Here is a 25,034-nt window from a genome sequence, read left to right as displayed (position 1 = left end):
ATCTAAGGGCGATTTAATCAGCTAAAATTCTAAATTCTTTTTGCGCAATGAGTAAGCCTCGCTCATCAACCACATTAACGCGCCAATTCCCTAACTGGGAATCCATAATATTTTTAGTTGAGTAAGTTCGGTAGCGCGGAGAAGTAACTTTGAGCGACACTTCCGCCATCACTTCGCCTTCAAATAACCAAATGTGCTCTACCTGCTGGCCTTGTAAGTTCTTAAGCTCACTAAAAAATGATAATGATTCTTCAAATTGGCTTAAACGCACATCGGCGGCAAATACATTGGTTGGTTCACGATTACTGACACTGCGCGTCAATACGGCGCGGCTAATAGTAGCTGTATCTATTTTGGCACCAATGGCCACACTCGCAACTTGTGCTGATTCAGCAAATGCTTTTTGCTCAGCCGGTTTTTCACTGGCCGTTTCGGTTTCAGGCGTTTGGTTATCTGTTGCAGCCATGGCTGCTTCTTCAGGCTCAGCAGTGAGCGTTGGCTCTACTTCTTGCTCAATATTACTTTGTTGAACTTTAGGCTCTGATGTTACTTGTTCGGTAATAGGAGCTGGTCTTTGCTCATTTGGGGAAAGGATTTTAGGTGCTGCAATTGCGACACCGCTCAGCGGCTCCTCACCAGCATCTGTTGCGTTTTCACTTTCTGCTGATGCTGCAGTATCATCGCTTAGCGACACAATTGCGGTTTGTTGCTCAGTAAAATCGAGCTGCTCATGAGGATGCGGCGCCCCTTGATCAGCATTCACAGCGCTAGACAGGCCGTAAATAACCGCTGCAGAGGTCATAATCACCAACATAGAAATACTCACAATCCGACGCCAATGCCACTCATAGCTCACGCTGGGTTCACTAACCTGTGGCTCACGTTTTACATTTGCTGTTATTACTATTTTTTGACTCATTTTGACCCTCAGCGGCTCCTAAACTAACTTAAGCGAGAAATTAACCATTGGCGCACAGCTTGTAACTCTTGTGTACAAACCTGATGCCCCATTGGGTATTCTTGCCAACTTACATCCATGTTATGCGTTGATAATACTTCAAACGCACTTCTACCCGCACTATGCGGTACAACGTCATCTTGGCTCCCATGAGCCATAAATATATTTAGCTGTGTTTGCTTTGCTTCATCAGCCAATTTATGTGGCACACACATATAGGTTGATAGTGCCATAACGCCAGCAAGCTTTTGCTCTAAACGCGGGGCTAAATGTAGCGATATGACGCCACCTTGTGAAAATCCCGCTAAAATAATTTTGTTCGCCGGTATGCCGTTAGCAATTTCTTGCGTTATTAATTGCTCAACTTTTGCTGCAGATTCCCTAACCCCCTGTTCATCTGCACGTTTGTCTAAATCCATCGATTTAATGTCATACCATGAGCGCATTTGCATACCGCCGTTAATAGTAACAGCCTGCATAGGCGCATGCGGAAAGATAAAACGCACACCTAGTTCACTGGGTAAATCGAGCTGTGGCGCTACTGGGGCAAAACCATCACCTGAATCACCCAAACCATGTAACCAAATAACCGTGGCTTTATGCGTCCCCTGAGCTGGGTATTGAACAAACTCTAAACTCATAGCGATGATTGCCACTTAATTTCTTGACCCGCTTGACGTGTTGACGCTTCATTGATGAAACTCCAAAACTCTGCGCCTGAGCGGTTATCAATCCATTGACCATCACGCATTTCAAAATGGTGACCATTAAATTTTGTTGCCACCCACACTTGATGCAACGGTGCTTGCTTATTAATCACAATTTTACTGCGATCTGGAAAAATAATTTCTAAAATACCTTGAGCCGATTCATAATCTAAATCTGCTTCACAATCATCAACTTGTTCTTCAATTGTGAACATAAGAGCTTCTGCTAACTGGTGATATTCGTGATCAGTCATCGTTAATTTCCTTTGCAGGCAAGACGCCTAAATAATGGGTGCATGTTTGTACAGCTAGTGTAACAGGAATAAAATCATCCGCGAATAGCTGCATTTTTTAGATATTCTGTTACTCTGCGATTATAAAGCCAGCAACCGTATTAATCTAATGAAAGCGACATATACCTTACAATTAAAACAACTATTAATCAGCACCGTTTTGTTGTGTGCGTTAGCTGGCTGTGGTCAAAGCGGCCCGCTGTACTTACCAGAGCAGCCTACTGAACAAAATCAGCCAACAGACACCCCAAAAAAGCAAACACCTATTGAGCAAAAACAGGAGCAGTAAATGGATTTTTTTAATTATAAAAACAACCAACTATTTGCTGAAGATGTCAGCGTAGCAACGATTGCACAGCACTATGGTACACCGTGTTATGTGTATTCAAGAGCGACGTTTGAACGCCATTATTTAGCGTTTGCCAATGCAGCTCAAGATCATAAAAGCCTAGTGTGCTACGCCGTTAAAGCAAATTCAAATATTGCAGTATTAAATATACTGGCGCGACTTGGTGCGGGTTTTGACATTGTTTCAAAAGGCGAGCTCGCGCGGGTCATTAAAGCGGGAGGCGCAGCCAATAAAGTGGTGTTTTCTGGGGTTGCTAAAACCGCTGACGAAATTGCTTATGCGTTAGAATTAGGTATTAAATGTTTTAACGTTGAATCAATCTCAGAGCTTGAGCGCATTTCAGAAGTAGCCTGTGAGCTTAATCTAGACGCGCCAATTTCTATTCGTGTTAATCCTGATATTGACGCTAAAACACACCCGTATATTTCTACTGGCCTAAAAGAAAACAAATTTGGCATTGGTATCGAAACCGCGTTAAGTGTGTATCAACATGCTGCGTCGTTACCTGGCTTAAATATAGTTGGGGTTGATTGTCACATTGGCTCACAGCTGACACAAACCAAACCGTTTTTAGAGGCGCTTGATAAACTACTGGCATTAATTGATGAGTTAAAAAATGCAGGTATTGAGTTAAGCCATTTAGATATTGGTGGAGGCCTTGGCGTAACCTACGACGACGAACAGCCTCCCCACCCGAGTGAGTATGCAGCACAAGTAACACAGCGCCTTACCAATTATCGCCACCTTGAACTGATTTTTGAACCAGGACGGGCTATTGCCGCCAACGCTGGGATTTTAGTGACTCAGGTTGAGTTTATTAAGCAAAATCAAGACAAGTATTTTGCGATTGTTGATGCGGGTATGAACGACATGTTGCGCCCATCACTTTATCAAGCTTGGCAAAAAATTATTCCTGTCTCGGTGCGTGATGACGAAACACCTACCCACAACTATGATGTAGTTGGGCCAGTGTGTGAAACCGGTGACTTTTTAGGTAAAGACCGCCCTCTAGCACTCAAGCAAGGTGACTTGTTAGTGCAGCGTAGCGCTGGAGCGTACGGCTTTACTATGAGTTCAAATTATAACTCACGCCCACGGGTTGCCGAAATAATGGTAGATGGTGAGCAACATCATCTTATTCGCGAACGCGAAACCATCGAAAGCCTATACCAAGGTGAGAAAATTTTACCATAAACGTTTTTGTTACCTAGCTGCTCTGTGGCATGATTAGCACAGAGCAAAACCGAATTAGAGCGCTATGTTAGTTAATTTTTCCAAAATGCACGGCTTAGGTAACGACTTTGTTGTGATTGATAATATTACACAAAACGTTTTTTTATCCCGTGATCAAATCAAAAAGCTGGCCGATCGCCATTTCGGCATTGGGTTTGACCAATTACTGATGGTTGAAGCCCCTTACTCACCCGATCTCGATTTTCACTATCGGATTTTTAATGCCGACGGCCACGAAGTAGAACAATGTGGTAATGGCGCCCGTTGCTTTGCCCGCTTTGTGCGCATGAAAGGCTTAACCAATAAGCATAAAATTAGCGTTTCAACTAAATCTGGTAACCTCACCCTGTATATTGAAAAAGACGGCCAAGTAACGGTTAACATGGGACACCCTAATTTTGAGCCGAGTAAAATCCCGCTCAAAGCAACCAAACGTGAGCTGACTTACATTATTCGTGCAGAAGAACATACCGTTTTTAGTGGTGCTGTTTCTATGGGTAACCCGCATTGCGTCATGGAAGTAGACGACATTGAAACGGCACAAGTGAGTACCCTTGGCCCGTTGCTTGAAAATCATGAACGTTTTCCACAGCGCGCAAATATTGGCTTTATGCAGGTTATTTCTCAAGAACACATTAAACTCAGAGTGTGGGAACGTGGTGTAAGCGAAACACTTGCTTGTGGTACCGGTGCATGTGCCGCTATGGTGATTGGCTTTATTCAAAACAAGCTCACCAGCACAGTGCAAGTTGATTTACCAGGCGGTAGCTTACAAGTTCGCTGGAGTGGCGAAGGCCACCCAGTGCGTATGACAGGCCCCGCTGAACATGTATTTGATGGGCAAGTTGCACTATGAGTAAATTAACTAAACAGCAAGTAATAGATTACTTACAACAGCACCCTGATTTTTTAATAAATCAACCTGCGCTATTAGCGCAACTTGAGTTACAACAGCAAGTTCAGGGTGCGACTTCATTAGTACATATTCAGCAACGTCAACTACGTGAACACAATACTCAGTTAAAACATCAAATCGAGACGATGACTAAGCATGCCACGCAAAATGAACTCGTGTACCGCTTGTTCAGTCAATGCCATCGTCAGCTTTGGAGCAATTACGACTTTAATACTTTGGCAAGTAACTTACGCAACATTATTTGCATGAGCCCGACTATCAATGAGTGCAAACTCGTAAGATACGACAGCGCGTTTGAGGGCTTAGTAGAGCATAGATTGTCAGATAATAATCATTATTTAGGGCGGGTAAATCAGCAAGAGCGCGACTTACTCTTTAACGATGATACCCAATCGGCCGCCCTGTATTTAATTGGCGAACCCACTAACCCCTACGCAATTTTGGCTTTTGGCAGCCACGATGAGAACCACTTTGAGCCCTCACAAGATAACTTATTTGTGTTAGATTTTGTACGCTCATTACAAATACGGTTACTGGAACTGGCATGAGCGACGACACGCCAAATATTAGCGACTTAAGCGATAACTGGCGTACACCCATCACGTTATTTAGTGATTACTTAAAATTTGAACGCCAGTATTCAGCGCACACCGTTAATCAATATGTTAGCCAATTAGGTTTTGCCGCCTTGTATTTTAATAAGCTATGCGACAATTGGTTTGCGGTACAAAGTGAGCACATTCGCCGTTACAGCATGGCGCTGCGCGCTAAGCAACTGAGCGGTAGAACAATCAGCTTAAAGCTAAGCTGCATTCGAAGTTTATATAAGTTTTTAAAAGCAAAAAATATTACTGAGCAACCGCATTACCATAACCCCGCGCAAGGAATAAAAGGCCCTAAATTTGCCAAGCCTTTACCTAAAAATCTTGATGTTGACCAAATGGCACGTTTACTCGAAATACCCGATGACGATCCACTTGCCATTCGAGATAAAGCCATGATGGAACTCATGTATTCATCAGGTCTGCGCATTAGCGAGTTAGTTGGTGCTAACATGCAGGATGTAAACGCCCGTAATGGTGAAATACTGGTACGTGGTAAAGGTGCAAAAGAACGCCTAATACCGGTTGGCTCTAAGGCCCTTGAGGCATTAAAGAAATGGCTCGCGGTTCGGCCGCTATTTATGGGCGCAGACGAACACGCGGTATTTTTAAGTAGTAAAAAAAACCGTATCTCTGTGCGCCAAGTCCGTTTGCGAATGCAAGAATGGGGCATTAAACAAGGTATAAGCTCACAAGTGCATCCGCATAAATTACGCCATTCATTTGCGTCGCATATTTTAGAATCGTCTGGCGATTTACGAGCAGTACAGGAGCTATTAGGCCACAGTAGTTTATCTGCAACCCAAGTTTATACTCATTTAGATTTTCAACACTTGGCTAAGGTGTACGACAACACCCATCCACGTGCTAAAAAACGGACCGATTAGGGTAATAACCATGATCCGATTTAATCGCGCAATTTCTCCTTTTTCTGTACTAAGCTTTGACTTAGACGACACCTTATACGACAACCGCCCAATCATAACCGCAGCCGTTCAGGCACAAATTGATTATTTAAATGCGCTGCCAGGCTATAAAAAACAGGGGCCACAGTTTTGGCAACAATGCCGTGAGCGAGTTGTTCAACACCAACCTGAACTCATTGATAACGTCACTCAGTGGCGTAAACATACCCTACGCTTAGTTTTGTATGAGCTTGGTTTTAAAGACGATGAAGTAGAGCATCATGCACACAGTGCTTATCAAGCATTTGCTGATGCGCGCAGTAATATTGAAGTGAGCGAAGACGTACTAACATTGCTCGATAAACTAAGCCAGCACTACAAATTAATTGCCATTACTAACGGTAATGTAGAGGTTGAGCGATTTAATTTAAAAGATAAGTTTGAACTGGTGCTGCAAGCTGGCTTGCACGGTAAGGCTAAACCACATACGACCTTATTTGATCAAGCTGCAACACATTTGCGTATTAACAACAGTGAAATTTTACACATAGGTGACAGCCTTGATAGCGATGTGCAAGGTGCTAATAACGCTGGCTGCCAGTCTGTGTGGTTAAATAATCAAGCACAAGCCTATGCCTACAAAGGACTTGCTGATATTGAAATAACCAACATTCATGCGTTAACCCACTTAATTGGTAAATAAACTATGCTTGTTTTATTGGCTCAATTGAATATAAATCAATCACAAGATAGGTTAGGGGTAATTACTTAGCAATATCTTATAATAACAAGGACAGCGTATGACGCTCACAAACTACTTAACAACGCTCGCGAATGAGCCTAAGAGCATTGGTTTTGCTGATACTATGGCCATTATTGATGCGCATTATACTTTTACAGCGTGCAGTTTTAGTAACCATGGGTTATTGAGCTCTGCGAGTGAAAATAACGGTTCATGCAAAATTTTTGCGTTTGCTAAGCTCAATGGTATTAGTAAGCAAAATACATTAGATTGTTTTGGGGCATTTTATCGCGAAGACGTACTAAACAACCCAGATGCAGACGATCACATGAATATTCGCACCTTTATGTTAGCGCCTGAAGCCACCCCATTTTTAGGTATTACCTTTGATGGTACGCCATTAACAGCAAAAAAATAACGCTCCAATCAGCGTTATTTAGCCACTATTAGCGGTTTTTCCATAAAGTAACGAGTGCCATTAAGTGGGTAATTATCAAGTTGATATTTAACTTGGTAACCCCGTTTTTCATAAAAAGGCTTGGCTTGAAAATCTAAGGTGTCAAGCTGAGCCTGAACGGCACCCATTTCAATTGCTGCATTTTCAAGTGATGTTAATAACGAATCAGCCAAGCCATTGCCTCGTGCAGATTCATCGCACCATAACCAGCTTATTAGCAACCAGTTACCAAACACATGACCGCTTATGCCTGCAACTAACTCACCTTGTTTATCGAGATATTTAAAGCCAAGAGGTTGACGCTGTGCGTCGAAGTGCTGAGCATTAAACTCAAGCATGTGCGCGCGCAGTGCTTGATTTAATTGCTCAGAATTATCGGGATGTAATAGGTACATTGGATGATTTCAAATAAACCTATATTAGCAAATACCTGACATTAAAACAGGTTGTTTTGCCCAAAGGGCACTTCGAGCATATTACTGGAAATTTTTTCTGGTTGACCACACATTTCATCATAAGCACTGGTGTGCCTTAGCATCATTTGTGCATAGGCGATATCTTCAAAGCGTTTTTGAATATGTAATGGGCTTGGTGCCTTCACAAATTCACCATTACTTTCTTGTACGTAGTATTCAACATTATTTATGACAACAGACACTTGGTACAAGGCCATTTCCAGTGAATGAACAACCACTTTTTGTAATGGCTGATGCTTTTTTAGTTCTGAAAATTGAATACCCATAGTAACCTACCTACTGTTAAATTAACTGTCCAAGTAATCAATACGCAGCTTTGCTATAATCGCGATCAATATTTTTTAATTACACGGCATTATGGATACAAAAATTCGACTCGCTAAATACATTGCCCATGCCGGTGTTTGCTCACGAAAACAAGCGTCGCGCTTGATTGATGAAGGCGTTGTCATGGTTAATAATCGCCCCGCTAATCATATTGATCATGTAGACGAAAACGACCGTGTTATCGTTAATGGTCACGCCATTAAAGGCCCAGCCGATTTAGTGTACTTTGCCTATCACAAACCGGTAGGGATTGACTGTAAACTCAATCAGCACGACCCAAGCAGCCTTATTCATCATTTACCGCAACTAACACGGGTATACCCTATTGGTCGCCTTGATAAAGACTCACGCGGATTGCTTATTTTGACCAATGATGGAGATTTTTGTAACCAGCTGATCCATCCAGACTTTCATCAACCTAAACGCTATTTAGTCACCGTCAATAAACCTTTAGATGCGGATTTTTGCGAAAAAATGGCTGCAGGCGTCCCTGTCGATAAGCAAATGACTTTGCCGTGTGAGGTGACTAAAATCACTGACAATCAGTTTAGTATTATTTTAAAACAAGGACTCAACAGGCAAATTCGTAAAATGGCGCATTACTGTGGTTACAAAGTGATTGATTTATACCGCGTACAAATAAGTGAATTACTGTTAGACCATTTAAATTTACCTGAAAACCAGTTTATAAAAATTAATAAAAGCGACATTTTAGGCTAACAAGCTCACGCTTCCCCCCTCACTTTAATGCGATAAAAAATATAAAATAAACCTGCAAAAATAGATTACAAATGTAGTCTTAAATTAAAGATTACACTTGTAGGCAATAAAATGATCGAATTATCAAAAGCAGAATTTGAAGTGCTGGACGCACTCTGGATTAACTACCCCGCCACAGCCAGCCAAATTATTGAGCGTTTAAGTGACGATAAACAATGGCACGAAAAAACCATTAAAACCTTATTGGGTCGTTTAGTAAAAAAAGGCGCGCTTAGCTTTGAAAAAGACGGCCGCCAATATATTTACACCCCCTGTATAAAGCGTGCTGATTACACTTTAAAGGAGAGTAAGAACTTCATAGAGCGCTTTTTTAGTGGTCGTATTGCCCCTTTGGTAAGTGGCTTCGCTAAATCGGAGCAACTCTCTCAGCAAGATATAAACGAGCTTAAAAAAGTCATTGATGACTGGGAAAATAATCAAAAGTAAGGAGTTTGCATGGTAATTTAAATAGGATTTAATTGGCTCATTGAACAGCAGCTATTATTAAGTCTGTTGTTTGCAGGGTTTGTTTTACTTGAGCGCTTTGGCTTAAAAACCCTTGGTTCACACTTTGTGTATAAATTAGCTTGGTTAATACCTGTATCAGTTCTGTTGGCTAATTTACCTAGTGCAATTAAGCCACTACAAAATAGCAGCATTAGTTACTATTTAATTACACCTAATCAGGTACTTACAAACGACTTGAGTGTTGGTTTGGCGCTACTGTATGTCATTATTACTACGATCTTATTAATTGCCGCTGTTGTTACCCATACCCGATTTGTCAAAGGCCTACAGCTCACTGAATTAGGGCACTTTAAGCAAGTAACAGTAGGAGTACAAACTTATACCAGCGCTCAGGTGGCTACGCCCATGGTCATTGGTGTTTTTAATAGCAAACTGGTATTGCCGCACAATTATAATACTCTGTTTGATAAAGCTACATTGGCGCTTATTTTGGAGCACGAAAATGTGCATATAAAACGCAAAGATAACCTAACAAATGCGCTGATATTACTGGCTACAATTTTAATGTGGTTTAACCCTTTAGCTTGGATGGCTTACGCAAGCTTTAGACGCTTACAAGAGCTGACTTGTGATGAACGGGTACTAAGCAATAAAACCACAAAGCAACTGATTTTATACAGCAAAGCCTTAGTAAACTGCGCTGCAAATACACCAGCGGGTCTGATGGCTTATTCTCGTTATAAACTGACGGCGATCATGCCAATAGCGGCTCCCATGCCTACCAGCCAAGTGATCGAGCGAATAATATCGAGGTTTAAATAATAAAAAGTACAAAATAAAATACGCGCTACAATATGCGTCATCGCTAAAGTTTCGGTTACGGCATTAACATTGTTTGTGCCTAATACAGCAGCCAAAGCAACGGCAAAAACCGCTAACGATTCAAAACAGTTTTGATGAGCAGCCAACGCCCGTGCTCCGAGCCCTGTAAGTTGTGTTTGTTGTTGCCGCGGATGTTTATTATCGTAACCACCGAGCTTATTCATTTCTATAATAGCTGGGATTCTCGCAACATAAGGCATGATCACTGCAATTAAGGCACAAACCAATAAAATCGTCATTATCATTCTCGAGTTATTATTTATGACCCAAAATAACACAGCAAATAGAAAAAAGCCGCCAAATATAAATAACCTGAGCTCTGGCGGCTAGCAGTAACATCCCTCACACTATAACCGATTTAAGCAGTGCGTCACTGTGGCAAATTGTCGCAGGTGATGAATATTCATTATGCCTTTTTGATGGTCGCTTTCATGTCACAGTACTGCTAAATTACTCCTCCGTTTTTTTGTATGTTATTTAAGATGATTTGGATTTTACTCACTATTTTTGCCGCATTTATGCAGTCATGGCGTAATGCGCTGCAAAGTAAATTAAGCGCTCATGTCAGCGTTGCTGGCGTTACTCTAGCCCGCTTTATTGTCGCAAGCCCTATTGCAGGGCTGTATTTATATGCGCTTTATTATTACCAAGATGCGCCTCTCCCTTCGTTTAACCCTTCATTTATTAGCTATATTATTGGAGCCAGTATAGTGCAAATTATTGCCACGGGGCTCATGGTGAAGTTGTTTAAAATGAACAATTTTGCAGTAGGCGCCGGCCTTGCTAAAAGCGAAGCGCTAATGGCGGCGATATTAGGGTTACTATTTTTTGGTTCGGCGCTTTCATTTTTAGGTTGGATTGGTGTATTTATTGGCGCACTCGCTGTATTGCTATTAAGCGGCATTGCGAATGTGAAACATTTTAGCTTAAAAACCGCCTTAACAGGGCTTGCCTGCGGTACTTCGTTTGCGTTGTCATCGTCATGGATCCGCGAAGCGAGTTTAAGCTCGGGTATAGCTTTTCCTTATGCACCAGCGTGGGTTTTGTTACTGATTATTAGCTTGCAAACACTGATGTTATGTATATACATTGCTTTAAAAGAGCGCCATACCTTTAAAATGATGTATCAATATAAGAAAATGACAAGTGCAGTGAGTGTATTTAGCTGCTTAGGATCGGTCGGCTGGTTTAGTGCCATGAGTTTACAGCATGTCGCCTATGTAAAAACGCTCGGTCAAATAGAAGTGTTTTTTACCATGTTAATCTCGATTTTATGGTTAAAGCAGCCGCTAAAGCGCCAAGATAGTGCGGGGCTAGTGCTGATCGCAGTGGCTGCCATCTTGGTTATGCTGCCAAGTAGTTAAAAAAAGCGCAGGTATAAACCTGCGCTTGTTTTTTAATCTAACAATTAATGACTAATTTTTAAGGTGATAACACCACAAATAATCATTAATACACCAGCAATACGGCCAAACGTGGCTGCATCACCGTAAAATAATATGCCAACTAAAAACGTACCAGCGGCCCCAATCCCCGTCCATACCGCATACGATGTCCCCATAGAGATTTGCTTTTGCGCTAACCAAAGCATAAAGCCACTTGCGACCATAAACGCGATTGCAATTGCAATGCCTTGCCAACGAGTATCTGGGTTTTGTGAAATTTTTAGGCCTATTGGCCAACCAATTTCAAGTAACCCTGCAATTATTAAGTACATCCACGCCATTAAACATCTCTCTTTTTCAATATCACTTCATATAAATCACTGCGGCGGTCTTTTAAGTTACGCACGGTACCTTCACTATGAAGTATTTTTAACTTGTCCATATCTAAGTCGCTAAATAATAGCATTTCGGTATTGGTGGTGGCCTCATTTAGTGTGGCATCGTGTGGAAATGAAAAGTCAGACGGTGTAAGAACAGCAGATTGCGAGTACTGTACATCTAAACTTTCTACTTCGGGTAAATTACCCACCGAACCTGCAATAACCACATAACACTCGTTTTCAATAGCGCGCGCTTGCGCACAATGGCGTACACGCAAGTAACTATTTTTAGTGTCAGTCCAAAATGGCACAAATAAAATATCAAGCCCTTGGGTTGCTAAAATACGCGACAACTCTGGAAACTCAACATCGTAACAAATTTGAATCCCTACACGGCCTGCATCGGTATCGAATACAGCAATTTTATCACCGCCTTGAATCACCCAGTCATTTTGCTCATGCGGGGTAATATGAATTTTACGTTGCTCGTCTATTTTACCGCTGCGATGGCACAGGTAACTCACGTTATAGATTTTATCACCCTCGGCAAGCGGCATAGAGCCGGTGATAATATTCGCATTGTACTCAATTGCCATACGCGACATCGCGTTTTTAAAAGTCTCAGTGTATTCAGCTAAATAACGAATGGCTTCGGTTTGATTACTTTGCTCAGTTAACCCCATCAATGGCGCGTTAAAGAACTCCGGAAATAAAATAAAGTCGCTTTTATAATCAGACACCGTATCAACAAAATATTCAACTTGCTTAAGCATTTCTTCAACCGACTCAACACAGCGCATTTGCCACTGCACAGCCCCTACACGTACAATTGATTTAGTCGACTCAATAACGGTATCGGTTGGCTCAAACATAATGTTATTCCACTCAAGTAACGTGGCATAACCTACTGATTCTTGATCCTCTGGAAGGTACTTTTTAAGTAAACGCTTTACCTGAAAATCGTTAGCCAATTGAAAGCTCAATATAGGATCGTATATCTCTTTTTGATCCACCTTGGCAATGTATTCCATTGGCGTCATATCGTCGCTGTGATTGTAATAACGCGGAATGCGGCCACCCGCTAAAATAGCGCGTAAGTTATATTGGCGACATAATTCTTTACGGGCATCATAAAGACGACGTCCTAAACGCATGCCACGGTATTGCTCACTAATAGCAACATCCAAACCGTATAAAGCATCCCCTGTGGTGTCGCTAAATACTCGGTCGTGGCCGTCGGCAATATCTTCATAGGTATGCGGGTTTGAAAAACGTGCATAATCCACTTGGACACTCAGCGCTAAACCCACCAGCACGCCATCATCAACAATACCAATTTGCCCTTCAGGGAACTGATCTATAAGTCTAAAAATTGTATGGCTTGGCCATGCGCCGCCTAAATCAGGGTACGCTTCGTCCATCAAGGTTTTAATTTGTGGGTATTGTTCTCTGCTTAAGTTACAAATTTCAAGATGGGTTTTTTCTGCCGACATATACAACTCCTTTAGGCACGTAAAAATCAAAAAAGCTGAACAAATGCTCAGCTTAATTAGGTTTATGCGTTTTTATTCGCGCTAGGCGCTACTTTAAACTGCGATAAAAAAGGGTGGTTACACGCTCTTTTGGTAACCAGTTTGCGTATTCAAGGCCAAGTTCTGATAATGGATCGGCTTTGAGGACTTGCTCTAAACTGGCATCGTTTTGCATAGCATTAAGCATAACATCTTTCGCTTTTTGTACCAGCTTACGATACGTCATTAGCCCTGAACGGTCGCTTATCGGGCCATGCCCTGGAATAACGGTTGTTTTTTCATCAATTTGTTTAATCACATCATCAACCGCCGCTAAAACACCATTAACACTACCGCCACTATCTACATCAACAAAAGGTAAGCTTCCAAAGTTAAAATATATATCGCCCATGTGCACTATGTTGTCGTTACTAAAAAAGATAACCGAGTCGCCATCTGTGTGTGCATTTGAGTAGTGCACAACATGCGCATGCTCATTGTTAAAGTGCAGTTTTAAATCATGGCCAAAACTAATACGCGGTAAGTAATCAGAACCCTCACCATGTTTTTCTTTTAAGCGTTTGTGCACATTGTCGTGAGCAATCACATGTGCGCCCGCTTTGGCAAAGTTCTCGTTACCCCCAGTATGGTCACCATGATGGTGTGTGTTAATTACAAACTCGGCACTGCCTGGCTTTAATTCGCTAATGGTTTTTTTAATATCGTCGGAAAGCTTGGCAAACTGATCGTCAATAATATAAATACCATCATCCCCCACGCTTGCGGCAATGTTACCGCCTTGGCCAAATAACACGTAAACATGTTCACTTAATTGTGTAGCCGTAACAGGGTTTTCATCCGCAAATGCATGATTGCTTAACAGTAAACTGGTGATTAATGCCGGTAGTAATTTTTTCATTTTTGTTTTCCTATAATTGCTTTATCTGGGTTATAAAACGTTATTACTACTTATTTAGCTCACTTTGCATCCAAGGCTAGTCGTTCATTGGTATAATTTCAATTTGATGCATTAATGCTTGCGGTAATAATGGCGTGTGCTTACCTTTTACATATTCATCAAAGCCAGCTCGGTAAAATTCAGAAAGTGGGTGCCCTGATTGCCCACCCGGAATCGTTAAAATAGCATTCTTTAAGTGCCCAGGCTGAACAATAAAACGCTGTGATGCGCCAAAACTACGTTTTTGCACCGCTGGCATATAACTGTCACCAAACCCGGGCGCTGTTGGCATGTTAAGTAACTTACTTAGTATGGGCATTTGTTTAGCAAACGGGTGCTCAATCGCTAATTCGTTTACTTTTCCCCACTGCCAGTTTTGTATGTTACTACCAAACCGTGATGTTAACTGCGTGAGTGTTTGCTCAAAGGCACCCTGTAATTGCTGCTCCCAATTAGTAAACTGCGGATTAACCCAACTTGTTGGCTGAGCCTTTATTAACTGCCAAACAGCAGGCTCTAAATCACGTTTCACATATTTTAATGTGCCATCTTGCTGGTTGAGTGTTGTCTCAATACTGCTAAATAGAATATTAATCAGTTCATCACGATACGTCTTTACTAAGGTATACCCTATTGATTGCGGGCAAGCGCATTGCTGCCAGTTTTCGAGGGCATTTATATGATCTTTATAGCGCGTGGGCTGCTTTTTTAACTGCTCAAGCAATAAGGCATGCCAAGGCATTAAAAATCGTGCTTGGTTATCTAACTGCAACTGATAAAAATCACTTTCATTAAAGCGTTGTTTTTCAAATAACCTATCGCGAATTTGCGTTGCACGGGCTCCAAGCGCATAGCCGCCATTACCAAAACGGACGTTATCATCAGCAGATACCACTCGAGAATTACCTGTCCATAATCGCCCGTTTTCAGGATTTTTAATAAAAGGTCGATCGATTTCGTTTTGCTGCCAAAGCGCAGAGTAATCTTCTTCTTTTACGGCTAATTCATTGGGTGTTGTTCGCGCAGGTATGCCGCCCATATTTTTCCATGCTGCATTTCCTTGGTCATCGACCACCAGCAGGTTTTGCACAGGAATGCCTACGTCACTTGCAATATCAAGCGCATCATCAACAGTCTGTGCTTGCTCAAGCTGTAATAGCTGCATATTAACGGCGTATGGTTGATGTGCAGCCCAGCTCAGTGCGTAAGGCTTTTCATTGATGTATTTTACCGGACCATATTCACTGAGCGTAAGGGAGTAACTTTCTACTTTGCCACTGGGTAATGCAATAGACTCATCTACTTGCCACATTTTGCTATCGCTATTAAGCGCAATCCAATCGGCGGTATCTAAATACCCGTTGGTAAACCCCCATGCAACGTTGTTATTTGTGCCTACTACAATCGCCGGCGCTCCCGGAAGCGAGACACCCGTTACCTGCATGGGTTTATTATTTAATGAATAGTTTAATTGGGCTCGATACCAAATAACCGGCACAGCCATTGATAAATGCATATCATCAGAGAGCATCGCAGCCTGAGTGTTGGTTAAATTTGAGGTGACAGCCCAATTATTACTACCCACTTCCAAGTTAGCGGTAATGGGTTTAATCGCGGTGGTTGGTTGCGATAAAAGTTCGGGGATTGGGTTATGCAAAAGAGCGAGCTGGCTGCCATCCAATGCGGCTTGATATTGGCTAGGCTGAGTTAAAAAACTTACCATTTCAGCCCCGTACTGCTGCTCTATTTGAATTAAAGCTTGGTCGCGCTCAAATGTAGATGACTGTAAATCAAGGTACATGCTAAAAATAACTAGTAAACTGTCTTCACTTTGCCAAGGCTTTTGCTCAGCCCCCGTGAGTAAATATTCAAAACTGGGGTACCCTACTTGTGCAAGGCCTTCATTTACACCTTGGGCATAACTGCGTAGCAGCTGTTTGTCGGCCTTCGGAAGGGTTTTTAAAATAGCTTGGCTGCGTTTACGTAATTGGTGAAAACGCATTTTTTTATCAAGCCCAAGCGCGGATTCACCAAATAGCTCGCTTAGCTCACCTGCGGCATTACGTCTAAGTAAATCCATTTGAAAAAAGCGGTCTTGCCCGTGAGCATAACCTAAGCCATAGGCAGCATCGTGGCGAGTTGCTGCAGTAATAACAGCTTGGCCAAGCGTATCACGAGCGACTTTAACTGGCTGCGTTACCGCATCGCTTCGGCCTTTGCCATCAAGGGTAGGTAAACTTAGAGTCAACACGCCGTAAACAATTGCAGTACTGGCGAGCGCTAAAATCACAACAATTAATAGCAACCGTTTGATTACTTTAAACATAAACATACCCTTCAACTTTTTCAATAAACTATTATTAGCATATATTCATATTCATTCTATTAAAAACACTACGAAAAGCGGGTAAAGGGTGAAATAAACATCAAAATCCACGATAATACACAGTTCATGTATTGTGCAGACCTAGTTGAGATCAAAATGACTGAAAAAACATTTATTAAAGGTAAAGACCGCGATTTAGAATCGTCTATCTCTACCATGCAAAACAAGCTAAAAGCGCTAAATATTAATATTGAAGAAGCGCTGTGGCTTAACCCTGTAGCAAACTGTTATTCAGTTCATATAAAAGATAGCGACTGCGGTGTGATGTTTACTAATGGTAAAGGTGCCACTGATAAAGCCTCTATCGCCTCTGCGCTAGGTGAATATTTTGAGCGTTTAAGCTGTAACTACTTTTTTGCTGATTTTTACTTAGGCGAAGAGTTTGCCAATGATGACTTTACTCATTACCCAAACGAGAAATGGTTTAAAGTTGAAAACGATGAAATACCACAGGGTATTATGGATGAAAGCTTATGGGATTATTTTGACCCAGAGCGTGAATTAACCGCATCACACCTTTATGACTTTAACTCTGGCAATTTTGAACGTGGTATTTGTTCTGTACCGTACACTCGTCAGCGCGACAACCAAGACATTTATATTCCGGTGAATGTGATTGGTAATATTTTTGTTTCTAATGGCATGAGTGCCGGTAATACTAAATTTGAAGCCCGTGTTCAGGGGTTATCTGAAGTATTTGAGCGCGCTATTAAAAACCGCATTATTGCCGAAGGTATCAGCTTACCAATCGTGCCTGAAGAGGTGGTAAAACAATACCCTAAAATTCATGAAGCCTGTGAAGAGCTGCGTAGCCATGGCTTCCATTTACGCATTGCGGATGCATCACTAGGCGGTAAATACCCAGTAATGAGCGTCACGCTTATAAACCCTGTTGATGGGTCAGTATTTGCCTCTTTTGGTGCTCACCCTTCATTTGAAGTAGCGCTAGAGCGTACCGTTACCGAATTACTGCAAGGTCGTCGCCTAGATCAACTTGACGTATTCCAACCTGCTACATTTGATAACGACGAAGTCGCTACTCCTGAGAACATTGAACTGCACTTTATTGATTCAAGCGGTTTAATTTCACATGACTTTTTCCGCTCTGAAGCAGATTTTGAATTTGTACATTGGGACTTTAGTGGTTCAACTGAGCAAGAATACAACTTCTGTACTGATTTAATTCATAGCATGGGTCACGATATCTATATTATGGATTACACCCACTTAAACGTGTATGCATGTCGTATTTTAGTTCCTGGTATGTCAGACATTTATCCTGTAGATGAGCTAATTTGGCGCAACAATAATGAAGGCGCTAAATTCCGCGAAGACTTCTTATCGCTTGATCAGTACGATAGCAAACAATGGATGGAAATTTACGACAACCTCGAAGAAGCAGGTCACAGCGATATTATTCGCGCAGCTGAATTCATTGGCTTAGCAACCGACGCCGATACACCTTGGCACACACTACGCATTGGTGAGCTTAAAGCACATTTATGCTTAGCGGCGGGTAATGAAGAAGCTATTGACTGGGTTGATTGGATTTTGCATACCGGCCAAGTAAACGACGAAGCGATGCGTCACTTTCGTTGCTTAAAAGCAATCCTTGAAATTAAATATGATGACGAGCGCGAATATGCAAGTTATCAAGATGCATTAGGTTTAATGTTTGGTAGCGACAATGTCACGCTTGCTATTGAAATTGCTGAAGGTCGTAAATTATTTAACGGCTTAACTTTCCCAGGCTTATCGCTTGAGGGCTTTAAAAAGCATGCAGCACTTCTTGATGGTTACCGCAAATTACACGTTGCAAAGCAACAACATTGGGCGCGCGAAATTAGCGACTCATAACCACACCTAAACTACTAATTATAAAAATAAAATGGCGCACTTTTAACTGCGCCATTTTTATTTCTTCGATAAATTGACTATAGTTAGCCAGTCTTGATTAACAACTTAATTACATTCTATGTCCCCGCAGCGCAAAAACAAACGCACCCGAATTAATAACGCTAAGCTGGCTTTTTTATTATCGCTGGTGTTGATAATCACTATCAGCTTGGTGCTTGATCACGTCAATTATCACCGTGAGAAAGATGCTTATCGATTACGCACTCTGTCGCAGGTAAGTACCTATAGAGCACAACTTGAAGCTGTATTAGTGTCTAATATTCAACTCATTCGTGGCTTAGCTATTGCTGTTGCCGCTGAGCCAAACTTAGATCAAACTCGCTTTGAACAAATTGCAGCTCCCCTTTTTGAAACCTCAAATGAGCTACGTAACATTGGCGCGGCGCCAGACATGGTAATAAAAATGACCCATCCGATTAAAGGTAACGAAAAAGCGATAGGCCTTAATTTTTTGGAAAATAAAGCACAGCGCGAAGATGCCATTAAAGCAAGAGACACGAATACGATCGTGATGGCAGGTCCACTTCAGCTTATCCAAGGCAACGAAGCTTTGATTGCGCGCGTACCAGTATACTTGCCAGAAAATAACGCCTTTTGGGGATTGCTCTCAGTGGTACTCGATATAGAAAAAGTTTATGAAAATTCGGGGATCATTGAACTACAGCAAAATTATAATATAGCAATACAAGGACGTAATGGATTAGGTAAGCAAGGTGGTTTTTTTTTCGGTGACCCCTCTATTACTGATCAAGACCCTCTAGAATTTACTTTAAACTTTCAAGGAGGTGCTTGGCAGCTTTATGTTATACCCAAGCAAGGCTGGCAACCAGTGAGTTCTTCGGTCTGGCCTTTACGGTTCATTATTTTAACCGTGTTAGGCTTGCTCATTTCTGCCTTTTTGTTTTATCTAAAAATACTCAACCGTGAACAAGAAAGCGAAAGAATGCTTGAGGTGATGAGTAATTTAGCACAAGTCGGTGCATGGTCGTTTAACTTAGAAAAAAAACACGTGTTTTGGTCAGATATGACTAAAAAAATACTTGAATACCCATTAGATGAGCAACCAAAATGGTCAGAAAATTTAAACTATTTTAAAGAAGGTGAAAGTAGAGAAAAAATCGCTAAACTGGTTGAAAGAGCAATTAAGCATGGTGAAAGTTACGAAACTGAGCTTGAAGTGATCAATGCAAATGGTCAGCCTGTATGGGCACTTGTTCACGGTGAAGCTGAACATAAAAATGGCCGTTGTGTAAGAATATTTGGTTCATTACAAAATATTGATGCCCGTAAAAAAGTAGAATTAGAAAATCGTAAAATTGCTCGTTTTAACGAAACCTTGGCCTCCTTAACGGTGAGTGATGAAATATTAAATGGCAAACTAAGCCAATCTAAAGAATTAATCACGCAGTCTATTTGCCAAGCCCTTGAGGTAAACTGCGCCAGTATAAAATTGTTTAACCAACAAAGAACCCAGCTAATTCAATTTGCGAGTTTTAATCGTTCAGGTAGCGAAAATAATATTCCGTGGCTGCAAGAAACTATTCCTGACTTTTTTACCGCAATAGAACGAAAAGCGATATTTTGTGTTGATAATGCTCAACAACATCCCTACTTAGCCCCCATCAAAGAAAGCTACCTTCAACCGTTTTCAGTCAAGGCGATGCTGTGTGTTCTTATTCCTGCAAGCAGTGGCTCTATTGGAATAGTATGTGCTGAGCAAGATATAGTTAGAACATGGAGCCATAATGAAGAAAGCTTTTTAATTGCTGTAGGGGCTTTAATTGGCAGCCTTTACGCTAGCCAACAACGTATAGAAACAGAGGCACAACTAGTCAGGGCAAAAGAAGCCGCAGAACAAGCTGTGATTGCAAAAAGTGAGTTTTTAGCCAGTATGAGCCATGAAATTCGCACACCCATGAATGGGGTGTTGGGAATGCTTAATATTGTTAAAGCAACCCAATTAGATCAACAACAAAAGCGTCATATTAAACTTGCGCAATCATCTGCAGAGTCATTATTAGAAATTATTAATGATATTTTAGACTTTTCTAAAATAGAGGCTGGCAAGTTAGACATTGAAAATATTCAATTTAATTTACCTCACTTACTGGGTGAAGTGGTTGAGTCATTTGCATTAAGAGCCGAGCAAAATAACACCACGTTAATTTTGGATGCAACACATATCACTAGCAGCGAATTTATTAGCGATCCAAATAGATTACGTCAAATTTTAAGTAACTTAATTGGTAATGCCGTTAAATTCACCCAAAACGGTGAAATATTGATAACCGCTAAAATTGCCCACACACTTGACGCCACAGTTTTAGAATGTGCAATCGCTGACTCAGGTATAGGAATCAGCGCAGAAAAACAGCCCCATTTATTTGATTCATTTACTCAAGCAGACACATCAACCACACGCCAATATGGTGGCACAGGCCTGGGTCTTGCTATTGTCAAGCAGCTGTGTGAGCTCATGGGTGGCGAAGTGAATGTGAGCAGTACACCAAATAAAGGCAGTACATTTTCCTTTTTTATAAAGATAACCCCTCAATTAGTTCAACAGCACGAAGCATATCAAGCAATTAAAAATAAGCGTATTTGGGTTATTGATGATTGCTTACTTAATACCACTATTGCCAAAAAACAATTAACTCGCTGGGGGGCTAAGGTCAGCACGATCTGCGATTACCTGTCTATAAGTGCCTACATTAATAGCCATGAAGATACCCCACCAAACATTGTGCTTGTTGACAGTGCTTTATTTGAACCATTATACGAAGCTCAAGCACTCGCACTTAAGCAGTTTTTAACAAAAAGTAATAGCCATTTAATTATTATGGCTCCCATGAGTTATACAAATAAAAGTGCCACATTTTTAACCGAAGAAACCCTCGTATTTAAACCACTCACCCCTCTTGATTTACAAAATGCGCTGACTGCAAAAAGCTCTATCGAGCAAACACACGTTGGTACACAACTAAAGTCGCTTGCTGCCACTGAGGTTATGACAGATACACTGGCGGCGCATGTTTTATTAGTAGAAGATAATAAAATTAACCAAGTTGTTACCGCTGCTTTTTTAAAACAGTTGAACGTGACATTTGAGATTGCTGAAAATGGTGCTGAGGCAATTGAAAAGTTGAATCAAAACCCAGCTAACACTTATCAATTAATATTAATGGATTGCCAAATGCCTACGATGGATGGCTATCAAGCAACTATTGCCATCAGAGAAGGCAAAGCAGGCAAGGTAAATAAAAACATAACAATAATAGCGCTTACCGCAAACGCAATGCAGGGTGATAAAGACAAATGTTTGGCCACTGGTATGGATGACTATTTAACTAAACCCCTCAATGCCTCAACTCTTCATTCTAAGCTCCAGCAATGGCTTACAAGCAAATAACAGTGTAAGCTAAAAATAGGATTTATTAGGTGAGATAAGGTATGCAATTGCAATTATCAATGGAGCAACAACGCGTTATTGGTTGTTTATTAGAAAAACAAAGCACAACACCTGAGCACTACCCTTTATCGTTAAATGCATTAACAAATGCCTGTAATCAAAAATCGAATCGCGCGCCAGTTGTTAATTATACAGAAGAGCAAGTTCAAATAACCGTTGATGAGTTAATCAGTATGCGATTAGTCACTGTAAATGAAGGGCTGTCTGGGCGAGTTAATAAATACGATCATCGTTTTTGTAATACTGAGTTTAGTCACCTGCAATTTGATCTACAGCAAAGGGCGATTATTTGTTTATTATTATTGCGAGGCGCACAAACACCTGGCGAATTAAAAACACGTTGTAGCCGCCTTGCCGACTTTGCTCGTATTGATGATGTTGAAAAGTCACTTGAACAACTAATTCAAAGCAATCATGTTAAAAAGATGCCGCGCGAATCAGGTAAACGGGATTGTCGATATATTCATTTATTTGCAGATCAATCATCTGTGAACGAGGCTTCACTTGAGGCACAAACACACACTGATGATATAAAAAACACTGAGCTAAATGACTTACTTGCAGAAATTGATGAGCTAAAAGCCCAGCTTAAACAAATAAAAGCTCACTTAGGGCTTTAATTCATAAATATGAAATCACATAATAGTTGTTCTATATAGAGCGTAAAAATTATTTAACTAAAGGAGCGGGCCATGCGCGCCGAGATTATGGCTGAAATGAAAGTTCAGCCTTCGATTGATGTAAACGCTGAAATTAAACGCCGAGTGGATTTTATTAAAGCACGTTTAAAAGCGGCATATTCAACCTCACTTGTACTAGGGATCAGTGGTGGTGTAGATTCAACGACCTGTGGCCGTTTGTGTCAACTTGCTATTGATGAGCTTAACCAAGAACACCCTGACACTCATTATCAATTTATTGCTGTACGCCTACCTTATGGCGTTCAAGCTGATGAAAGTGAAGCGCAAATGGCGGTTGATTTCATTAAGCCGAGCACCCGCATGACGGTAAACATTAAACCCGCAACCGATGCACTGCATGAGCAGACAATGGCAACTCTCGCGGGTACCGAACAAACACTCCCTTCGCAAGATAAAATCGATTTTATTAAAGGTAATGTCAAAGCTCGCCAACGCATGATTGCGCAATATGAAATAGCCGGCTTTTGCCAAGGCTTAGTGGTCGGTACCGATCATAGTGCTGAAAATATTACTGGTTTTTACACTAAATTTGGTGATGGTGCATGCGATTTGGCTCCTTTATTTGGCCTATCAAAACGCCAAGTTCGTGCATTAGCAACCACATTGGGTGCGCCTGCGTTTTTAGTTGAGAAAGCACCAACAGCGGATTTAGAAAGTGATAGACCAGGACTAACAGACGAAGAAGCACTTGGCTTAAGTTATGAAGAAATTGATGACTTTTTAGAAGGTAAAGCAGTTTCAAGTTATGTAGAAGAAACGCTAATTGCAATTTACCAGCGCACGCAACATAAGCGCCAGCCTATTCCAACAATATACGATGCTTTTTAAATCAATATTATGAGCGTGATTTAACTGATCGAGCCGCTTGTATTTTACGTAAACATGACGTGAAAATAAGTGGCTTAAATTTTTAAACGTTAACCTTAACGCTTGCCAACAGAGAGTTTTATATTTTATGACCCCCCCTATTTTGATTACTGGTGCAGCACAACGTATAGGGCTTGCGCTGGCAAAGCACTTTATAGCCCAAGGGCAAGCGGTCATTATTACTTATCGGACCCGTCATGAGGCTGTTGATTCGTTGGAACAGCAAGGGGTTACCTGCCTTTATGCTGACTTTAGTACTGATGAGGGCATTAATACTTTTATTACGTTGCTTAAATCACACACTGACTCACTCAGGGCAGTTATTCATAATGCATCAAGCTGGGACTGTGAAGCTAACAACCCTCACTTTGAGCAGCTGTTTGACAATATGATGCGCATTCATGCAAAAACACCGTACTTGGTAAACTTATATTGCGCAGATTTACTATTAAATTATCAGGCGTCGCATGCTAAACCCGCTGACATTATTCATTTGACTGATTATGTAGTGGAAACAGGCAGTCCAAAGCATCTTGCTTATGCGGCCAGTAAAGCCGCACTGGATAACTTAACTAAATCATTTAGCGCTAAATACGCACCTAACATAAAAGTGAATTCAGTCGCGCCATCATTAATTATTTTTAACCAACATGATGATGAGCAGTACCGCGCTAAAACTTTAAAAAAATCATTAATGGGTATCGAACCTGGATGCCAAGAAATTATCAATAGTATAGACCTACTACTGAACAGCCATTACATCACAGGGCGTGCTTTACCTGTTGATGGTGGTCGCCATCTTAAGTAAGTCCTAATAAAACTGAGAAACTTATGCATAACGAATTAAAAGAAAGCTATCGAAAAATTATAACTGCTGTAGGTGAAGATGCTGAACGTGAAGGGTTACTTGATACCCCAAAACGCGCTGCAAAAGCGATGGAGTACCTTACTCAAGGATATCGTCAAACGCTTAACGAAATCACGAACAATGCGGTATTCACCTCTGACGCTGACGACATGGTATTGATACAAGATATCGAGCTTTACTCTATGTGTGAACATCATTTACTCCCTTTTATTGGCCGCTGTCATATTGCTTATATCCCTGATGGCAAAGTATTAGGCTTATCTAAGTTTGCGCGTATTGTTGATATGTTTTCGCGCCGTTTTCAAATTCAAGAACAGCTTACCCATCAAATTGCAAAAGCGGTTGAGGAAGTAACCGGTGCAAAAGGTGTGGGTGTAATTGTTGAAGCAAAACACATGTGTATGATGATGCGTGGTGTAGAAAAGCAAAACTCAAGCATGCGTACCTCGGTAATGCTAGGAAACTTTAGAGCCGATCCGAAAACACGTAATGAGTTTTTACAGCTGATCAAAGGATAA

Annotated in this window: 26 protein-coding genes and 1 pseudogene; 17 read left to right on the top strand and 10 right to left on the bottom strand. The window is 41.2% G+C overall.

All coding sequences use genetic code 11. The annotated features are described in order from the left end of the window. Nucleotides 1-13: 13 nt before the first annotated feature. The 3 genes from BG00_RS04630 to cyaY are packed head-to-tail and all read right to left on the bottom strand — an operon-like array spanning nt 14 to nt 1,919. On the bottom strand, nt 14-919 hold the full coding sequence (locus tag BG00_RS04630) for a DUF2914 domain-containing protein (protein WP_036980849.1): 906 nt from the start codon (nt 917-919) through the stop codon (nt 14-16). A gap of 23 nt (nt 920-942) precedes the next feature. After that, entirely contained in the window at nt 943-1,599 is a 657-nt protein-coding gene (locus BG00_RS04625) for an alpha/beta hydrolase (protein WP_036980847.1), read from the bottom strand. After that, nucleotides 1,596-1,919 (bottom strand): iron donor protein CyaY, encoded by a 324-nt coding sequence (gene cyaY / locus BG00_RS04620; RefSeq protein ID WP_013463729.1) that lies wholly within the window; start codon nt 1,917-1,919, stop codon nt 1,596-1,598. The genes BG00_RS04625 and cyaY overlap by 4 nt, the downstream gene beginning before the upstream one ends. 148 nt (nt 1,920-2,067) lie before the next feature. On the opposite strand from cyaY, the gene lptM reads away from it, so the two are divergent. From lptM to BG00_RS04585, 7 genes are all read left to right on the top strand, one after another. Then, nucleotides 2,068-2,247: an LPS translocon maturation chaperone LptM gene (lptM, locus tag BG00_RS04615; protein WP_036980845.1), complete on the top strand. Its 180-nt coding sequence runs from the start codon at nt 2,068-2,070 to the stop codon at nt 2,245-2,247. Further along, a complete protein-coding gene (lysA, locus tag BG00_RS04610) occupies nt 2,248-3,501 on the top strand; it encodes a diaminopimelate decarboxylase (RefSeq protein WP_024601982.1) in 1,254 nt (417 codons plus the stop codon). A gap of 64 nt (nt 3,502-3,565) precedes the next feature. Then, entirely contained in the window at nt 3,566-4,396 is an 831-nt protein-coding gene (gene dapF, locus BG00_RS04605) for a diaminopimelate epimerase (protein ID WP_013463726.1), read from the top strand. After that, a complete protein-coding gene (locus tag BG00_RS04600; RefSeq protein WP_036980843.1) occupies nt 4,393-5,004 on the top strand; it encodes a DUF484 family protein in 612 nt (203 codons plus the stop codon). The genes dapF and BG00_RS04600 overlap by 4 nt, the downstream gene beginning before the upstream one ends. Continuing rightward, on the top strand, nt 5,001-5,945 hold the full coding sequence (locus BG00_RS04595) for a tyrosine recombinase XerC (protein ID WP_036980842.1): 945 nt from the start codon (nt 5,001-5,003) through the stop codon (nt 5,943-5,945). The genes BG00_RS04600 and BG00_RS04595 overlap by 4 nt, the downstream gene beginning before the upstream one ends. Nucleotides 5,946-5,955: 10 nt before the next feature. Further along, nucleotides 5,956-6,666 (top strand): HAD-IA family hydrolase, encoded by a 711-nt coding sequence (locus BG00_RS04590; protein WP_036980840.1) that lies wholly within the window; start codon nt 5,956-5,958, stop codon nt 6,664-6,666. A gap of 97 nt (nt 6,667-6,763) precedes the next feature. Then, nucleotides 6,764-7,123 carry a HopJ type III effector protein gene (locus tag BG00_RS04585; protein ID WP_036980838.1) on the top strand — a complete coding sequence of 120 codons (360 nt, stop codon included), beginning with the start codon at nt 6,764-6,766 and terminating at the stop codon, nt 7,121-7,123. A gap of 14 nt (nt 7,124-7,137) precedes the next feature. On the opposite strand, the gene BG00_RS04580 is transcribed toward BG00_RS04585, so the two are convergent. Both BG00_RS04580 and BG00_RS04575 read right to left on the bottom strand, forming a co-directional pair. Continuing rightward, the gene (locus tag BG00_RS04580; RefSeq protein ID WP_033103665.1) at nt 7,138-7,557 is read right to left on the bottom strand and encodes a GNAT family N-acetyltransferase; all 420 of its coding nucleotides are present in this window, start codon (nt 7,555-7,557) and stop codon (nt 7,138-7,140) included. 41 nt (nt 7,558-7,598) lie between these two features. After that, the gene (locus tag BG00_RS04575) at nt 7,599-7,904 is read right to left on the bottom strand and encodes a DUF6482 family protein (RefSeq protein ID WP_036980836.1); all 306 of its coding nucleotides are present in this window, start codon (nt 7,902-7,904) and stop codon (nt 7,599-7,601) included. A 91-nt stretch (nt 7,905-7,995) separates the two neighbouring features. On the opposite strand from BG00_RS04575, the gene BG00_RS04570 reads away from it, so the two are divergent. The 3 genes and pseudogenes from BG00_RS04570 to BG00_RS04560 form a co-directional block, all read left to right on the top strand. Beyond that, entirely contained in the window at nt 7,996-8,685 is a 690-nt protein-coding gene (locus BG00_RS04570; RefSeq protein WP_036980835.1) for a pseudouridine synthase, read from the top strand. A 111-nt stretch (nt 8,686-8,796) separates the two neighbouring features. Beyond that, nucleotides 8,797-9,171, top strand: coding sequence for a BlaI/MecI/CopY family transcriptional regulator (locus BG00_RS04565; RefSeq protein ID WP_036980833.1), 375 nt, complete (start codon nt 8,797-8,799; stop codon nt 9,169-9,171). 21 nt (nt 9,172-9,192) lie between these two features. Continuing rightward, a pseudogene (locus BG00_RS04560) lies at nt 9,193-9,933 on the top strand (M56 family metallopeptidase); the annotation flags it as partial. Here the strand turns inward: BG00_RS04560 and BG00_RS04555 are convergent. After that, entirely contained in the window at nt 9,930-10,313 is a 384-nt protein-coding gene (locus BG00_RS04555) for an MAPEG family protein (protein ID WP_033103663.1), read from the bottom strand. The pseudogene BG00_RS04560 and the gene BG00_RS04555 overlap by 4 nt on opposite strands. 243 nt (nt 10,314-10,556) lie before the next feature. On the opposite strand from BG00_RS04555, the gene BG00_RS04550 reads away from it, so the two are divergent. Continuing rightward, entirely contained in the window at nt 10,557-11,438 is an 882-nt protein-coding gene (locus tag BG00_RS04550) for a DMT family transporter (RefSeq protein ID WP_081762889.1), read from the top strand. Between the two features lie 44 nt (nt 11,439-11,482). Here the strand turns inward: BG00_RS04550 and BG00_RS04545 are convergent, their stop codons facing one another. The 4 genes from BG00_RS04545 to BG00_RS04530 form a co-directional block, all read right to left on the bottom strand. Then, complete coding sequence (locus BG00_RS04545) at nt 11,483-11,800, bottom strand: DMT family transporter (protein WP_016900225.1); 318 nt, start codon at nt 11,798-11,800, stop codon at nt 11,483-11,485. After that, nucleotides 11,800-13,332 carry a bifunctional GNAT family N-acetyltransferase/carbon-nitrogen hydrolase family protein gene (locus BG00_RS04540; RefSeq protein WP_036980828.1) on the bottom strand — a complete coding sequence of 511 codons (1,533 nt, stop codon included), beginning with the start codon at nt 13,330-13,332 and terminating at the stop codon, nt 11,800-11,802. Before BG00_RS04540 ends, BG00_RS04545 begins: the two co-directional genes overlap by 1 nt. Nucleotides 13,333-13,420: 88 nt before the next feature. Further along, nucleotides 13,421-14,269 (bottom strand): MBL fold metallo-hydrolase, encoded by an 849-nt coding sequence (locus BG00_RS04535; protein ID WP_036980826.1) that lies wholly within the window; start codon nt 14,267-14,269, stop codon nt 13,421-13,423. A 76-nt stretch (nt 14,270-14,345) separates the two neighbouring features. After that, nucleotides 14,346-16,634: a penicillin acylase family protein gene (locus BG00_RS04530; protein WP_036980824.1), complete on the bottom strand. Its 2,289-nt coding sequence runs from the start codon at nt 16,632-16,634 to the stop codon at nt 14,346-14,348. Between the two features lie 156 nt (nt 16,635-16,790). Between BG00_RS04530 and ycaO the strand changes: the two genes are divergently transcribed. The 6 genes from ycaO (at nt 16,791) to folE (ending at nt 25,034) form a co-directional block, all read left to right on the top strand. Then, complete coding sequence (gene ycaO / locus BG00_RS04525; protein WP_036980823.1) at nt 16,791-18,551, top strand: 30S ribosomal protein S12 methylthiotransferase accessory factor YcaO; 1,761 nt, start codon at nt 16,791-16,793, stop codon at nt 18,549-18,551. A 118-nt stretch (nt 18,552-18,669) separates the two neighbouring features. Beyond that, on the top strand, nt 18,670-22,020 hold the full coding sequence (locus tag BG00_RS04520; protein WP_036980821.1) for an ATP-binding protein: 3,351 nt from the start codon (nt 18,670-18,672) through the stop codon (nt 22,018-22,020). A gap of 47 nt (nt 22,021-22,067) precedes the next feature. Beyond that, nucleotides 22,068-22,700, top strand: a complete 633-nt coding sequence (locus tag BG00_RS04515) for a YceH family protein (RefSeq protein WP_190276276.1) — start codon at nt 22,068-22,070, stop codon at nt 22,698-22,700. A 72-nt stretch (nt 22,701-22,772) separates the two neighbouring features. After that, nucleotides 22,773-23,609, top strand: coding sequence for an ammonia-dependent NAD(+) synthetase (gene nadE, locus BG00_RS04510; protein ID WP_036980816.1), 837 nt, complete (start codon nt 22,773-22,775; stop codon nt 23,607-23,609). 127 nt (nt 23,610-23,736) lie between these two features. Further along, nucleotides 23,737-24,456, top strand: coding sequence for a dihydromonapterin reductase (gene folM, locus BG00_RS04505; RefSeq protein ID WP_036980812.1), 720 nt, complete (start codon nt 23,737-23,739; stop codon nt 24,454-24,456). A gap of 23 nt (nt 24,457-24,479) precedes the next feature. Further along, nucleotides 24,480-25,034 carry a GTP cyclohydrolase I FolE gene (gene folE, locus BG00_RS04500; protein WP_036980809.1) on the top strand — a complete coding sequence of 185 codons (555 nt, stop codon included), beginning with the start codon at nt 24,480-24,482 and terminating at the stop codon, nt 25,032-25,034.

This window comes from Pseudoalteromonas sp. SCSIO_11900, from assembly GCF_000576475.1.
Lineage (GTDB): Bacteria > Pseudomonadota > Gammaproteobacteria > Enterobacterales > Alteromonadaceae > Pseudoalteromonas > Pseudoalteromonas tetraodonis.
The sequence above is the reverse complement of the archived record's forward strand: the minus strand, read 5'-3'. Positions and strand labels throughout refer to the sequence as shown.